General features: G+C 41.8%; 11 protein-coding genes. All 11 read left to right on the forward strand.

The features are described from left to right. The first annotated feature begins 348 nt into the window (after nt 1-348). The 11 genes from HXT35_RS00405 (at nt 349) to HXT35_RS00455 (ending at nt 14,698) form a co-directional block, all read left to right on the forward strand. Nucleotides 349-1,341 carry a cation diffusion facilitator family transporter gene (locus HXT35_RS00405; RefSeq protein WP_032843505.1) on the forward strand — a complete coding sequence of 331 codons (993 nt, stop codon included), beginning with the start codon at nt 349-351 and terminating at the stop codon, nt 1,339-1,341. Nucleotides 1,342-1,404: 63 nt separating this feature from the next. Next, nucleotides 1,405-2,343: a TrmH family RNA methyltransferase gene (locus HXT35_RS00410; protein ID WP_004128114.1), complete on the forward strand. Its 939-nt coding sequence runs from the start codon at nt 1,405-1,407 to the stop codon at nt 2,341-2,343. 35 nt (nt 2,344-2,378) lie between these two features. Beyond that, a complete protein-coding gene (gene pheS / locus HXT35_RS00415; protein ID WP_050543263.1) occupies nt 2,379-3,488 on the forward strand; it encodes a phenylalanine--tRNA ligase subunit alpha in 1,110 nt (369 codons plus the stop codon). A 5-nt stretch (nt 3,489-3,493) separates the two neighbouring features. After that, on the forward strand, nt 3,494-6,118 hold the full coding sequence (pheT, locus tag HXT35_RS00420; protein ID WP_421788062.1) for a phenylalanine--tRNA ligase subunit beta: 2,625 nt from the start codon (nt 3,494-3,496) through the stop codon (nt 6,116-6,118). Nucleotides 6,119-6,296: 178 nt separating this feature from the next. Continuing rightward, nucleotides 6,297-6,842: an arginine repressor gene (locus HXT35_RS00425; RefSeq protein ID WP_421788064.1), complete on the forward strand. Its 546-nt coding sequence runs from the start codon at nt 6,297-6,299 to the stop codon at nt 6,840-6,842. A gap of 274 nt (nt 6,843-7,116) precedes the next feature. Then, nucleotides 7,117-8,331, forward strand: a complete 1,215-nt coding sequence (locus HXT35_RS00430; protein ID WP_421788066.1) for an argininosuccinate synthase — start codon at nt 7,117-7,119, stop codon at nt 8,329-8,331. An 18-nt stretch (nt 8,332-8,349) separates the two neighbouring features. Beyond that, complete coding sequence (argH, locus tag HXT35_RS00435; protein WP_421788068.1) at nt 8,350-9,837, forward strand: argininosuccinate lyase; 1,488 nt, start codon at nt 8,350-8,352, stop codon at nt 9,835-9,837. 137 nt (nt 9,838-9,974) lie between these two features. After that, nucleotides 9,975-11,294 carry a tyrosine--tRNA ligase gene (gene tyrS / locus HXT35_RS00440; protein ID WP_116793981.1) on the forward strand — a complete coding sequence of 440 codons (1,320 nt, stop codon included), beginning with the start codon at nt 9,975-9,977 and terminating at the stop codon, nt 11,292-11,294. A 64-nt stretch (nt 11,295-11,358) separates the two neighbouring features. Continuing rightward, nucleotides 11,359-12,765, forward strand: a complete 1,407-nt coding sequence (locus HXT35_RS00445; RefSeq protein WP_421788362.1) for a hypothetical protein — start codon at nt 11,359-11,361, stop codon at nt 12,763-12,765. 20 nt (nt 12,766-12,785) lie between these two features. Beyond that, nucleotides 12,786-13,898, forward strand: coding sequence for an HAD-IIA family hydrolase (locus tag HXT35_RS00450; RefSeq protein WP_421788071.1), 1,113 nt, complete (start codon nt 12,786-12,788; stop codon nt 13,896-13,898). Continuing rightward, a complete protein-coding gene (locus tag HXT35_RS00455) occupies nt 13,895-14,698 on the forward strand; it encodes a TlyA family RNA methyltransferase (protein WP_004128127.1) in 804 nt (267 codons plus the stop codon). The genes HXT35_RS00450 and HXT35_RS00455 overlap by 4 nt, the downstream gene beginning before the upstream one ends. Nucleotides 14,699-14,779: the final 81 nt, after the last annotated feature.

Here is a 14,779-nt window from a genome sequence, read left to right on the forward strand (position 1 = left end):
AATAAAATTTGGGTAGTGTGCACTTATTTTCGCTTACACGCTTATGTTGACAGCATGTGATTACATAGTTGTAGATACGTTAGTTTAGCAATTTTGAACCCCGGCTTCGGCTGGGGTTCATTGCGTATAAGAGAAAATGCGAATGATATTGAGAAATAATATCGTTCCTGTATTTGACAGGAGGCTTAGCAAGTGCATAATCATAATGGTGTAACTTCAACTAGCGGCATTGATTTACACTCAAGAAGTGCCAGTGCCAGCGCAAGTACTACTACAAGCGCAAGTACCACTACAAACGCAAGTACCACTACAAACGCAAGTACGACTACAAACGCACGTACCACTGCCATCTCCAGCACCAAAACCAGCACCAACGCAAGCGACGTCAACATCACAACCAGTTTCAACGCCAACGCAGCTTCCCAAGCAGCCGCAATCCACGCAAGTCACACTCACCAGCATCGCTTACTTCTTACTCTTTCTCTTACTTCAATCGTATTTTTTGCCGAAGTAATCGGCTCTTTCCTCACAAATTCTCTTTCGCTTCTTATTGACGCAGGTCACATGCTTACGGATATTTCCGTTCTTGCAGCTTCAACTGTTACTGCAATTCTTATGCGCCGCCGTCCAAGCAGCAAGCGCACGTGGGGTTGGGCTCGTCTTGAGGTTATTACTGCTGCCGCCGGTGCTCTTATTTTGCTAATTGTTGGCGTATACGCTCTTGTTGAAGCTGGAATGCGTCTTTTTGGCAACGGTCACCAAGGCATTCATGATGTAAATCAACTGCTTTTCTTCGGCATACTCGGCCTTGCTGCAAACCTTGCTTCGCTTGTAATTCTTATGTCTCAATCGCAAGACAACATGAATATGCGAGCCGCATTCCTTGAGGTTATGAATGACGCTTTGGGTTCTGTGGCGGTTGTAATTTCCGCAATTGTTATGATGAGCACTGGTTGGGCTGGTTTTGATGCTCTTGCCGGCGCGATTATTGCTATTCTTATGATTCCGCGCGCTCTGAAGTTGCTTAAGAATGCTGTTAAGGTTCTTCTTGAACAAACTCCAGAAGGTCTTGATCTAGATAAAGTTCGTGAGCATTTAGAGCATGTGCCGCATGTTCTTGCAGTGCACGATTTGCATGCTAGTACCGTTTCTACTGGATTGCCTATTTTTATGGCTCATGTTGTTGTCGATCCTAACATGACTATGGCTCAATGCTCTCAGGTGCTTTCCCAACTTCAGGATTGCTTGCGTGAGCATTTTCCTGTTTCTGTTTCGCACACTACATTCCAGTTGGAGCCTGAAGGCTATACTACTTCAAGCGCTTCTGAGCATCACGAGTAATAGTTTGAAGCATTTAGCTACTATTTAACTGTGTTGCATTCATTTTTGAAGTAAAGTGTAAATATGCCCTTAAAAGAATTAATTGATAATCCACACAGCGAGCGTGTGCGTAGGCTTGTAGCGTTAAGCAAAGGCAACTCGCATGCTTCTAAGCGTTTTTTGGTTGAAGGTCCTCAAAGTGTTCGTGAGGCTGTTAGTTACGCTTCAGATTCAATAAGTGATATTTACGTTACTAAAGAGGTTTGCGTTAACAATGAAGAAGATGCTAATCAATCTTCTTCTTTGCAAGAAATTATTAAAGAAGCGTTATCTAAAGATTTATATGTTCATCCTGTTGAATCAAGTATTATGCAAAAAATAAGTTCTGATTCGCAAGGAATTGTTGCTGTTAGCGATGCGCAATTTTTAGATGAGATTTACGTAGGTGAGTTTAAGAATTTGCAAAAGTCTGTTAGTTCAGAAAACTTTGTGAATGCAGAAGGCTCTGAGCGCGTAGGCAATACAAATAATCCTCTTTTGATTGCAGCTTGCTGGCAGGTAAGAGATCCTGGTAATGCGGGTGCGATTATTCGTGTTGCAGATGTTGCAGGCTGCGATGCTGTTGTTTTTGTTGACGATTGCGTAAGTCGTTGGAATTCTAAGCTTGTGCGTTCGACTGCTGGCTCGCTATTTCATCTTCCTGTAGTGCAATTAAGCGTTCAAGACTGGTTTGATTACGCTAAAAAATCAAATATTCGCGTTATTGCAGCGGATATTTACGGAACTGATCAGCTGAAACCTGTGCCTTTCCCAAAGATTCTTGCAAATACTGAGCTTACCAGCTCTTCTTTAGCAATCTTATTTGGCAACGAAGCGCGTGGTCTTCCTCAAGAAATATTGCAGCAAGTTGACAATATTTCAATTATCCCAATCTACGGTAAAGCGGAATCAATGAACCTTGCAACAAGCGCAGCAGTAATGCTTATGGGCTTGGCTATGTCTAGTCATGAGCGAAAAATATAGCTTTGGGCAGTATTTTTAACAGTGTATAGAACATAATGAAACATGTGGATACGCGTAATACAGATAGGAAGGGTGCTGTGACCGATAATAAGCCATTCGACGTTAAAGCTGTAACTCAAGCAGTCAAAGAAGGTATTGCTCGTGCTGCTGCAGCTCAGAACATGGACGAGTTAAAGGCGGTGAAAACTCAATATGCTGGTGCTCAGTCAGTGATGACTCTTGCGAGCAAGGCTATTGGTTCACTTCCTGCAGATCAAAAGAAGGAAGTTGGCAAAGTAATGTCAACTTTGCGAGCTGATTTTGGACGTGCATTTGCTCAGGCTTCGGAGCGTGTTAAATCTGCTGAAGAAGCACGTATGCTTTCTGCTGAAACAGTTGATATGACTCTTCCGGTGAATCGCAAACCTCTTGGTGCTCGTCATCCGATAGCTCGTATTATTGAAGATTTTGAAGACTTCTTTATTTCTATGGGTTGGCAAATTTCTGCAGGTCCAGAAGTTGAAACTGAATGGTTTGATTTCGACGCGTTGAATTTTGGTCCAGATCATCCTGCTCGCCAAATGCAAGATACTTTCTACGTTCAGGGAAATCAAGCCAAGGATGCTGCAGGCTTTGTTGGTTCAAACATGGTTTTGCGCACGCAGACTTCTTCTGATCAGGTTCGCGCATTAATTGAGCGTGGAGTTCCTCTTTATATTGCTTCACCTGGTCGCGTATTCCGAACAGATGAGCTTGATGCAACTCACACTCCAGTATTCCACCAGTGTGAAGCTTTAGCTGTAGATAAGAACTTGACAATGGCTGACTTAAAGGGCGTTCTTGACCGTTTGGCTGTTGCAATGTTTGGTCCAGATGCTAAAAGCCGTTTGCGTCCTAGCTACTTCCCATTTACTGAGCCTAGCGCTGAGCTTGATTTGTGGTTCCCAGATAAAAAGGGTGGCCCAGGTTGGATTGAATGGGGTGGCTGCGGTATGGTCAACCCAAATGTTTTGAAGTCTGCAGGTTTAGATCCGCAAGTTTACACTGGCTTCGCTTTTGGTGTTGGTTTGGAACGCACTTTGCTGCTTCGTCACGATATTAACGATATGCATGATTTGGTTGAAGGCGATAAGCGCTTCGCACAACAGTTTGTAATGGGGGAGTAAAACTCATGCCAATGGTAGATATTGACTGGCTTAAAGATCATGTTGAAGTGCCAGAAGGTTTAACTTACGAGCAGCTTGCTAAGGATTTAGTGCGCGTAGGTTTGGAAGAGGAAGAAATTCATACTTCGCAGGTCACCGGCCCAATTGTTGTCGGCTATGTAGTAGATGCCACTGCCGAACCGCAGAAAAATGGTAAAACTATTAATTGGTGCCATGTTGATGTTGGTGAAGAGTACAACGATGTTGATGAGAACGGTAAGAAAGTTCCTCGTGGCATTATTTGTGGCGCTCCAAATATGGCTGCAGGTGAAAAGGTTGTTGTAACTCTTCCTGGTGCTGTTCTTCCTGGTGATTTTAAGATTGAGCCTCGTAAGACTTATGGTCATATTTCTAACGGAATGTGCGCATCTGAGCGTGAGCTTGGTTTAGGAGATAGTCATAACGGCATTATTTTGCTTCGCGAATATGGATTCTCTAAAGCAGAATATGATGCTCTGAAACCTGGCGATGATGCTATGGAATTTCTTCATCTTAATAAGCCAATTTTGGAGATTAATATTACTCCAGATCGCGGTTACGCTTTTTCATATAGAGGTGTTGCTCGCGAGTACCATCACTCAACCGGCGCATCTTACACAGATCCTGTAGTAGCTCTTAATGAGCAAGCTGCAAAATTTATGGACTCTCAGAATCATAAATCTGCAGATATTCAGGTAAGCATTGAAGATACGAACCCAATTCACGGTGTTGCTGGTTGCGATCGTTACTATGCTCGTGCTGTTAATAATTTCAGCTCTGATGCTAAAAGCCCTCACTGGATGCAGCGTCGTTTAACTCGTGCAGGCATGCGTAGCATTTCTCTTGCTGTTGACGTTACTAATTACGTGATGCTTGACTTAGGTCAGCCTTTACATGCTTACGATTTGGATAAAATTGAGGGTCCTATTGTTGTTCGTCGTGCGCGTTCTGGTGAACATCTTACGACTTTAGATGGTAAGGATCACGAATTGCACGTTGAGGATTTGGTTATTTGCGATTCTCCTCGTGGAAATCAAGGCTCTCGTATTCTTGGTTTGGCTGGCGTTATGGGTGGCATGTATGGCGAAGTAACCAGTGAAACTAAGAATGTTTTGATTGAAGCAGCTCACTTTGATCCTGTATCTATTGCTCGAACTGCTCGTCGTCATAAGATTCCTTCTGAGGCTTCGCGTCGCTTTGAGCGTGGTGTTGACACTGAGTTGCAACCTGCTGCAGCTCAAATGGCTGCAAACCTTTTGGAGCAGTTTGGTGGTGCTAAGCCATCTTCTTATCCAAATGATGTTAATAATACTCAGTCTCGCAATGTGATTGTTTTCAAAGCTGATGAAGTTAAGCGTGTTGCTGGTCTTGATCTTGATTTGAACCGTATTAGTGACATTCTCACCGATATTGGTTGCTCTGTTGCAGGTGGTGGAAATGGTTCATTCTCAGTTCTTCCCCCAACTTGGCGTCCAGATTTGAATGAGCCTTGCGATTTGGTTGAAGAGATTGCTCGACTTGTTGGTTACGATGAGATTCCTGTTAAAGTACCTGCTGTTCCTATTGTGGGAAGAACTGGTTTAACAGAAAAGCAGGCAACTCGTCGCGCTATTGCTTATGAACTTGCAGAAATGGGCTTAGTTGAATCTTTAAGCTACCCATTTGTTGGTGAAGAAGATATTAAGGCCTTCCGAAAAGATGTTGATGAAGTTGACAAGGTAAGTGTTCGTATTGCTAATCCTTTGGCAGGAGATCGTCCTTGGCTTCGCAGATCAGTTCTTATGACTTTAGCTGGAACTGTTCGTCGTAATCTTCGTCGCGGCTTAGATAATATTTCAATGTATGAGCTTGGTCATGTTTATTTTAGTGATCCAAACGCTCCTGCAATTCCTGCTCTTCCTGGTTCTGTGCGACCGTCTAATGCGGAACTTGCTGCATTAGATGCAGGTTTGCCGGATCAGCCTTTGCATGTTGCGGCTCTGTTTACCGGTCATGCTGAAGAAACTGGCTGGCTTGGCACTCATCGCGATGTTGACTGGAGTGATGCTGTTGAAGCAGTTCAACGTTTAGCTAAGCGCATTGGTGTTCAATTTGTGTTAGACCAATTTAATGCTGAGGATGCTCCTGTTTCTTGGCATCCAGGTCGCAGTGCTAGCGTTTGTGTAATTGCTGAAGATGGCTCTAAAGTGTCTATTGGTGTTGTTGGCGAATTGCATCCTCACGTGTGCGACGCTTTGGATCTTCCAAAACATTCTGCAGCGTTTGAGCTTGATTTGACTTCTTTGTTTAACAATATGTTAATGAAGCCAGTTCAGGCTAAGCCGATTTCTACATTCCCGCCAGTTAAGCAAGATTTTGCGTTCACTGCTCCTGTTTCGTTGAAGGCACAGGTTTTGCAAGATGCAATTGAAAAAGCTTCAGGTGATTTGTTTGAATCTGTTGAGCTTTTTGACGTGTATGAAGGCGAGCAGTTAGGTGAAGGTTTGCGATCTCTTGCATATTCTGTGACTTTCAGAGCTGCAGATAGAACTCTTTCTGGTGAAGAAATGGAAGCAGTTCGTAAGGAGATTACAAAGTCTGCTGCAGCATTGCACGCAACTTTGCGCGTATAAGACTGTATTAAATAAGCATAATGCGATTGTGATTTCATGTTTTATTGGTTTCACAGTCGCATTATTCTGTTGTTATAACAAATTTTTTGAAATAAATTTCATATTTCGTAGATATTTACACATGTAATCGTATATATTTATGTATAAATGTTTTTTATGAAAGGTTCTGTAAAAAATTATGGTTAATTCTAGGCAGGATGCTGAAATAGATGATGACGGAGATGTTGTTTTTAAGCAACAACGTCCCTCTACAAAAGCTGCTAGATTAGATGCTATTGAGCAGGCTTTGTTGTCTGAGGTTATTACGTCTCAGTCTCAGCTTTCTAAGGTTCTTGCTCTCCACGGCTTTAATGTTACTCAAGCTACTTTAAGCCGCGATTTAGATGAGATGAATGCTGTTAAGATTCGTTTAACCGACGGTAGGATTGCCTACGTTTTGGGGGATGGCACTGGAAATCGTCATGCAATGGATACTGTTCGTATAGATCAGCAGGTTGCTCGAACGTTATCTGGTCTTGTTACGGAAGTTGCTCACGCAAATAATATTGTTGTAATTCATACTCCATCTGGAGCTGCACAGTATGTTGCTAGCGTTATAGATCGCCAGCCTTTGAAGGGTATTTTGGGCTCTGTTGCAGGAGATGACACTGTTATTATGGTTTGCGTTTCCAATGAAGAAGCGGAAGAAAGAGCAAACTGGATGCTTACTGTTGCATCTCGCTAATTATAGAAACTTGCTAATTGTAGAAAAAGGTTAGCTTAAAATTTATTTGCGAAAATTTATTCGTTAATATTTATATTTATAACGTGTACAGTGCAAATTATGCTGTACACGTTTTTATATGTATAAGTATGATTTCTAAATTTTATATATTTTTCACTTAATGTGACAGAAAAATAAAAATACAATAATTTTCGACATGTCTATTGCGTTTATCTTGTGTGTATAATATGCTCTATATTGTTTAGTTATACAAAGCGCTGCATATGGAGGTCACATGAATAATAATAAGCGCATTGTTCTGGCATACTCAGGCGGCTTGGATACTTCTGTAGCAATTCCTTACTTGAAAGAACAAACCGGCCAAGATGTTGTTGCTGTATCTCTTAATGTTGGTCAAGGCGGTGAAGCTCTTGATGCAATAAAGAAGCGCGCATTAGCTTGCGGTGCAGTAGAATCTTATGTTGTTGATGCACGAGATGAGTTTGCCAACGATTATTGCATGCTCGCTTTGAAAGCAAATGCAATGTACGAAGATGTGTATCCTCTTGTTTCTGCACTATCTCGTCCACTAATCACAAAGCATTTAGTGCATGCGGCGCACGAATTTGATGCGGATACTATTGCTCATGGTTGCACCGGAAAGGGAAACGATCAAGTTCGTTTTGAAGTTGCTATAAAATCCTTAGACCCACAGTTAAAAGCAATCAGCCCTATTAGAGATTTGTCGCTTACTCGCGATGTTGAAATCGCTTTTGCAAACAGTCACCAGCTTCCAATTGAGCAAAGTAAGAAAAGCCCTTACTCAATTGATCAAAACGTTTGGGGTCGCGCAATTGAAACAGGTTTCTTGGAAGATCCTTGGAATGCTCCAACAGAAGAGTGCTATTCTTACACTCAAAATCCTATGGAGTCTCAAGAGCCTGATGAAGTGACTATCACTTTTGAAAAAGGTGTTCCAGTTGCTATTGACGGTCATAGTGTAACGCCTTTGCAAGCTATTGAAGAAATGAACGCAAGAGCAGGTGCTCAAGGAATCGGTCGAATTGACATTATTGAAGATCGTTTAGTTGGCATCAAGTCTCGCGAATTGTATGAAGTTCCAGGAGCTCAGGCTCTTATTGCTGCACATCAAGAGCTGGAAAACTGCTGTTTGGAACGTGAGCAGCACAGGCTAAAGCGTGATCTTGATAAAAAGTGGGCAGAATTTGTTTACGACGGTCAATGGTTCTCTCCAGTTGTGCGTTCTTTGAATGCGTTTATTAACGAAACTCAAGAGCATGTTTCTGGCGATATTCGAATGACTATGTACGCCGGAAAGGCTGTTGTTACCGGTAGACGCTCCGAAGAGTCTCTGTACGACTTTAACTTAGCTACGTACGATTCTTCCGATACCTTCGATCAGCGTGCTTCCAACGGTTTTATTGAAATTTACGGATTGTCAAATACTGTTGCTGCAGCTCGTGACATGCGCGTTTCAAAAAACAATTAATTTGGATTTGAGGTAATAATGATTTCGCACGATACAACAAAAAACGCTAGCAATCCGATTGCATTGTGGGGCGGACGTTTTAGCTCTGGCCCATCTAAAGAGCTTGCTGCATTAAGCAAATCAACACAGTTTGATTGGCGATTAGCTGATGATGATATTGCTGGATCTAGAGCTCACGCGTTTGCACTGTATCGTGCAGGTCTTCTTAGCAAAGAAGAGTATTCAGAACTGATTTGCTCATTAAATGAATTGCAAAATCAAGTTGATTCAGGAACTTTTGCTCCTATTGAAGAAGACGAAGATGAGGCAACTGCGTTAGAGCGAGGATTGCTTGAAATTGCTGGAAGTGAGTTAGGCGGAAAGCTTAGAGCAGGTCGTTCTAGAAATGATCAGATTGCAGCGCTTATACGCATGTTCTTACGCCGACATGCTCGATTTATTGCAAACCTACTGCTAACAGTTTGCAAAGCTTTAATTACGCAGTCAAAAAATGCAGAAGATGCTGTAATGCCAGGGCGAACTCATATGCAGCATGCTCAACCTATTTTACTTGCACACCAATTAATGGCTCACGTTTGGCCACTACTTCGCAACATTCAGAGACTTGTTGATTGGGATTCACGCGCAAACGAAAGCCCTTATGGTGCTGGAGCTTTAGCTGGAAACACTCTTGGTCTCAATGCTGATGGCGTTGCTAAAGAGCTTGGTTTTGACGCTGTTTGCGCAAACTCTATTGACGCAACCTCAAGCAGAGATATCGTTGCTGAATTTGCATTTATTTCAGCAATGATTGGCGTCGATATTTCTCGGTTAAGCGAAGAAATTATTATTTGGAATACGCAAGAATTTGCTTTTGTTCGCTTAGATGACGCTTATTCAACCGGCTCTTCTATTATGCCTCAGAAAAAGAATCCAGATATTGCAGAGCTCGCAAGAGGAAAGTCTGGCAGATTAATTGGTGACTTAACAGGATTAATGGCAACTCTTAAAGGTCTTCCTACTGCTTATGCTCGCGATCTTCAGGAAGATAAAGAAGCTGTTTTTGATCAAATTGATACGTTAGAAGTGCTGCTTCCAGCATTTGCAGGAATGCTAAAAACTATGCAGTTTGATTTTAAGCGTCTTCGTGAGCAATCAGCCACAGGTTTTGCGCTCGCAACAGATATTGCAGAATGGCTTGTAAAACAAGGTGTTCCATTCCGTAATGCTCATACTTTGTCTGGTTTGTGTGTAAAGCGAGCAGAAGAAATCGGCGGAGATCTTGCTGATTTAAGCGACGACGATTTTGCGAATATTTTAGACGGATTTATTGATTGCAGCCAAATTCCTAATCTTAGAAAACTGCTTTCAAGTGACGGATCTGTTGCATCTCGTTGTACTAGAGGCGGAACTGCACTAGTGCGAGTTCTTGAACAAATAAATGAAGCTGAATCTAAAGTAAATGAATATAGTAAGTTTGTTTCTTCTACAAGCGACGGTTCCGCTTATAGTTCATCTTCAAAATAATATTGTGCAAAATTGAAATATTGTGATTATGCTTTTGACAGCTTTGTAATAGTGTCTGCCTGTACTGCAAAAATTAAAAGGCTTGCGGACGCGCATAGCGCCCGATATTTCGGAATTTTTGCAATAAGGAGATACGAATGGCTCAGGTCAGGAATTACAAGGAAGCAGGTTTTGCTTCTTTGTTTGAAGAGCTAAAGTGGCGTGGATTGATTTCTCAATCTACAGACGAGAAACAGCTTGCTCAAGCACTTGACGGAGAACCATTAACGTATTATTGCGGCTATGATCCTACAGCTGCATCTTTGCATATTGGAAATCTTGTTCAGCTTATTAACATGCGCCACTTGCAGGCAGCAGGTCATCATCCTATTGCGCTTGTTGGTGGAGCAACTGGTTTGATTGGTGACCCTCGTCAAAGTGGTGAGCGAACTTTAAATTCTAAAGATATTGTTGCTGCATGGGCTGAACGTTTGCATAATCAGATTGGACGTATTCTGCCTCTTGATGGAGAAAATCCTGTTCGTTTTGTTAGCAATTACGACTGGGTTTCTAAGATGTCTGCTATTGATTTCTTGCGAGATGTTGGCAAAAACTTCCGTGTTGGCACAATGATCGCTAAGGATATTGTTGCTCGTCGCTTGAACTCAGATGAAGGTATTTCTTTTGCAGAGTTTAGTTACCAGGTTTTGCAAGGAAACGATTTCTTGTATCTCTTTGATAACTACAATGTCACTTTGCAGCTTGGTGGATCTGATCAGTGGGGTAATTTGACTTCTGGCATGGATCTGATTCGTAAGGTTCGCGGAGCTTCAGTAAACGTATTTACTAGCCCGATTATTACGGATAATCAGGGCCGTAAGTTTGGTAAGTCTGAAGGCAACGCAATGTGGCTTGACCCAACAATGTTAAGCCCATACCGCTTCTACCAGTTCTGGTTTAATCAGCCTGATGATGAAGTTGTTAAGTTACTTAAAGTTTTCACATTCTTACCAAAGAGTGAGATTGAGCGTTTAGCGCAGCAAATTCAAGAAGATCCAGGAAGCCGTGAAGCTCAGCGCGTGCTTGCTTGGGAAGTTACAAGTTTTGTTCATGGTGAAGATTTAACTAACCAAGCTATTGAAGCTTCTTCCGCACTGTTTGGCCGTGGAGATATTAAAAATATTGATGAGCAGACTCTTGAGGCTGCTTTAGATGGCGTTAAAGTGAAGTCAGAAGATGGTAGCTTAGATTTTGCAAAGTCTCACAATGGGGATCGTATTGTAGAAGCTGCGGTTTCTGCAGGTTTGTTCCGCACGATTTCCGAAGCTCGTCGCGCTATCGAAGCTGGTGGTTTGTATCTAAATAATGAACGCGTTGAAAGCGTTGACGATGTGCTTGACGATGCTTCCTTCTTGCATGGTCGTTTTGCTTTGCTTCGCCGCGGTAAGAAAGCTATTGGTGCTGTAGAGCGCGCATGATTTGTTTTTAATATTAGATTAATATTAATTTATTGTTTATTAGAATTTGAAAGGTATGCCGATAATGGGCGAAGAGCGCGGATCACGTAGTGGCAAGTCGTTTGGTAATCGTGGTAATTTTGGCCATCGAAACGGTGGTAAAAGTGGTGAAAGACGCGGTGGTTTCCACAAAGATGGATTCCACAAGAGTGGTTCTAAGAGAAGTGGTTTCCGTTCTGAAAATCGCGATGGAGAACATCGTTTTAACCGTAATCGCCGCTTTGATGATCGCCGTGATGATCGTCGTTCGCGCGATTTTGAGCATGGCGGTGAAGAAGGCGGAAATCCTCGCTACAAGAAGTTTGATGGTGAAAAACGTTTCGACCGTCGAAATAATCACAACGAGAATCGCAGAGAAAATAATCGCGGTGGAAACTTCCACAAGGATTTCCATAAAGATTCCAGAAGTGATTTTGGCGATAATCGTCGTGATAATCGCAGCGAAAATCGTCGCTTTGACAATCATCATAATAATCGTTACGACCGCAATGATCGTTATGACCGCAATAATCGCAATGAAAATCGTCACTTCGATGAGCATCGCAGCTCTGAGCGCCGAAACAGCAATGCGCATGGCAATGTCAGATTTGAAAATGGACCTCGTCGCAATTCTGACGGAACGGTTTCATATCCATCACAAAACCCTTATACCGCGCGTCGCCCTGGCGAGCCTAAAATGCCAAAGGGTCTAGAGTGGGCAATGCTTTCTAAGGAAGACCGTGAGCGTTTGCGTGGCCTTTCCAAGGAGCATGCTGAAAATATTGGTCTTCATATTCTTGCAGCCTACGTTTTGCAGGAAGAGAATCCTGATCTTGCTTTGGAACACGCAAAATGGGTTGCTAAGCAGGCTTCAAGAATTGATTTTGCTCGCGAAACATTAGCTTTTGTATCTTATCGTCAAGGCGATTACAAGCTTGCTGTTAAAGAATTCCGCACTGCAATGCGCATGAACGGTTATCTCGACTACCTGCCATTTATTGCAGATTGCGAGCGCGGCATGGGCAATCTAGATAAAGCCTTAGAAATTTGCATGTCAGATGAAGCAAAAATCCTTAAGGGTGAAGTTAAAGCCGAAATGTTCTTAGTGTACGCAGGTGTTTTGTTTGATACTGATCATGCAGATAAAGCTATTGAGCTTGTTCATGCAATGGGCCGTTCAAAGGGCTTACCTGGAGAGTATCGTATGCGTGCCGTTCAAGCTGAGCAGTACTTCTTAGAAGAAGCAGGCAGAAGCGATGAAGCCGTAGAATTAGAATCTTTGCTCGACAGTCTTGAAAATCAGTATGCTGATGCTGACGATGACGATATTAACCCAGATGATATTGTTATTGACTACGATTTGGAACATTTGAACGAAGCCATGATGGATGAGATTGGTGTAAGTGAAGATGATTGCGAATTTGCTCCAGAAGAAGATGAATCTGAGGATTAAAATCATTTAAGGCTATTTTTATGCAACTTGAAACGAGAAAGAATTTTTCTGCAAGTACTCGTCCTTTAAGTGAAGCTTTTAGCTTAGCTTTGCTTGATTTGGATGGTGTTGTTTATAGAGGCGGAAATTCTGTTGAGTATGCTGCTGAATCGATTGAGTCCGCTCAAAAACGCGGAATGTTTATTGAATACACAACAAATAATTCTTCTCGTTTTCAAGCTGTTGTTGCTAAACAATTGGAAAGTTTTGGTCTGAGTGTAAAACCATGGCAGATTATTACTTCATCTGTTGTTGCGGCTCGCATGGTTGCGCGTCATGTTGAGCCAGGTGCTCGTGTTCTAGTTCTTGGTGCTGAGCATTTGCTTGAGGAAGTTAAGCGTGTAGGTTTACAGCCTGTAGATTCTTGCAAAGATGATCCGCAAGCTGTTATTCAAGGCTGGTATCCTCAGATGACTTGGCAAGAAATGGCAGAAGTTTCTTTTGCTGTAGAGCACGGAGCTAAATATTTTGTTACAAATCGTGATTTAACAATTCCTCGCGAACTTGGAATAGCTCCTGGATGCGGCTCAATGATTCAGGCTGTTATTAATGCTACAGGAGTTGAGCCTATTTCGTCTGCTGGAAAACCTGAATCTGCAATGTATGACGAGGCTCGACTGCTTGTTGCAGCAAATGCTGAACATGTAAAAACTAAATTTGAGTCAGAGTACGAACAATATACTGAAAAAGACGAGTTTGGAAATCCTGTAATAAGTATTTCTAAATCTCTTGCTGTAGGAGACCGTTTAGATACTGATATTGAAGCCGGAACAAGGGGAGGCTACGAGTCTTTGCTTGTTCTTACTGGAGTTACGAATCCTAGAATGCTTATGCTTGCGCCGGAGCATTTGCGACCAAGCTTTGTTTCTAAAGATTTGCGAGGACTTAACGAGTCCCATAACTGCCCAGAGAGAGTGGACGAGCATACTTTTATTTGCGAAAGTGCAAAAGCTGAGCTTACTGATAATCGTATTATTGAAGTGAATAATCTTAATGATTGCAATGCTTTGAGGGCTGCATGCGCGTTGACATGGAGTTTGCAAGATAATGGTGAATCTCTTGAAAACTATACTCTTCCGGAGTTTTCATTATGAGTTTTAATGAAGATTTGCGAATTTTTGTAAACTCTTCTTCACATAAACGTTTGGATTGTGCTCTTGTTGTCAGAGGATTAGCAGAAAGTAGAACAATAGCTAAGCGTTTAATTCAAAATGGTGCTGTAAGCGTAAATAATAAAACTATTAAAAAATCTTCTTTTCTTGTAGAGGATTCAGAAGAAATAGTTATTTCTAAATTAGAAGGCGTAAGCTCTTTTGTTAAATATGTTTCTCGCGGAGCTCTTAAGCTAGAAGGAGCTTTTGAAGCGTTTTCTAAATACGGTTTATCTACTTCCAAGTCAACTAGAGCATTAGATATTGGTGCGTCAACAGGCGGATTTTGCGACGTGCTTTTACAAAGAGGAGTTGAGCATATTATTGCTCTCGATGTTGGTCATGGGCAGCTTAATCCTAAAATTGCGAATAATACTAGAGTAATCGAAATGAGCGGAGTAAATATTCGTAACGTTTACGAAGAAGATTTGCCGTATAAACCTAATCTGATAGTTTCGGATGTTTCTTTTATTTCTTTAACATTCGTTATTCCAGTAATTGCGCGCATTGCTGAGCATAATGCAGATGTTGTTTTACTTGTTAAACCTCAGTTTGAGGTTGGAAAAGGAAATCTTGGAAAAGGTGGAATAGTAACAGACGAATCTTTGCGTCTTAAAGCGTTAGAAAATGTTGAAAATTGTGCTAAAGATAATAATTTGACGATTGTTTCAACAGTAAAATCTCCTATTGAAGGCACTCACGGAAACGTAGAATATTTGCTTTATGCGCATTTTGAAGGCTGATAATACAAATACTTACGCCTAATATACGTAGAAGAATTACAATAGTACTGTTATTTGAAAACAGTACGAAGGGTATTTGTG

It is taken from the genome of Gardnerella sp. DNF01141 (assembly GCF_049244255.1).
Lineage (GTDB): Bacteria > Actinomycetota > Actinomycetes > Actinomycetales > Bifidobacteriaceae > Bifidobacterium > Bifidobacterium vaginale_E.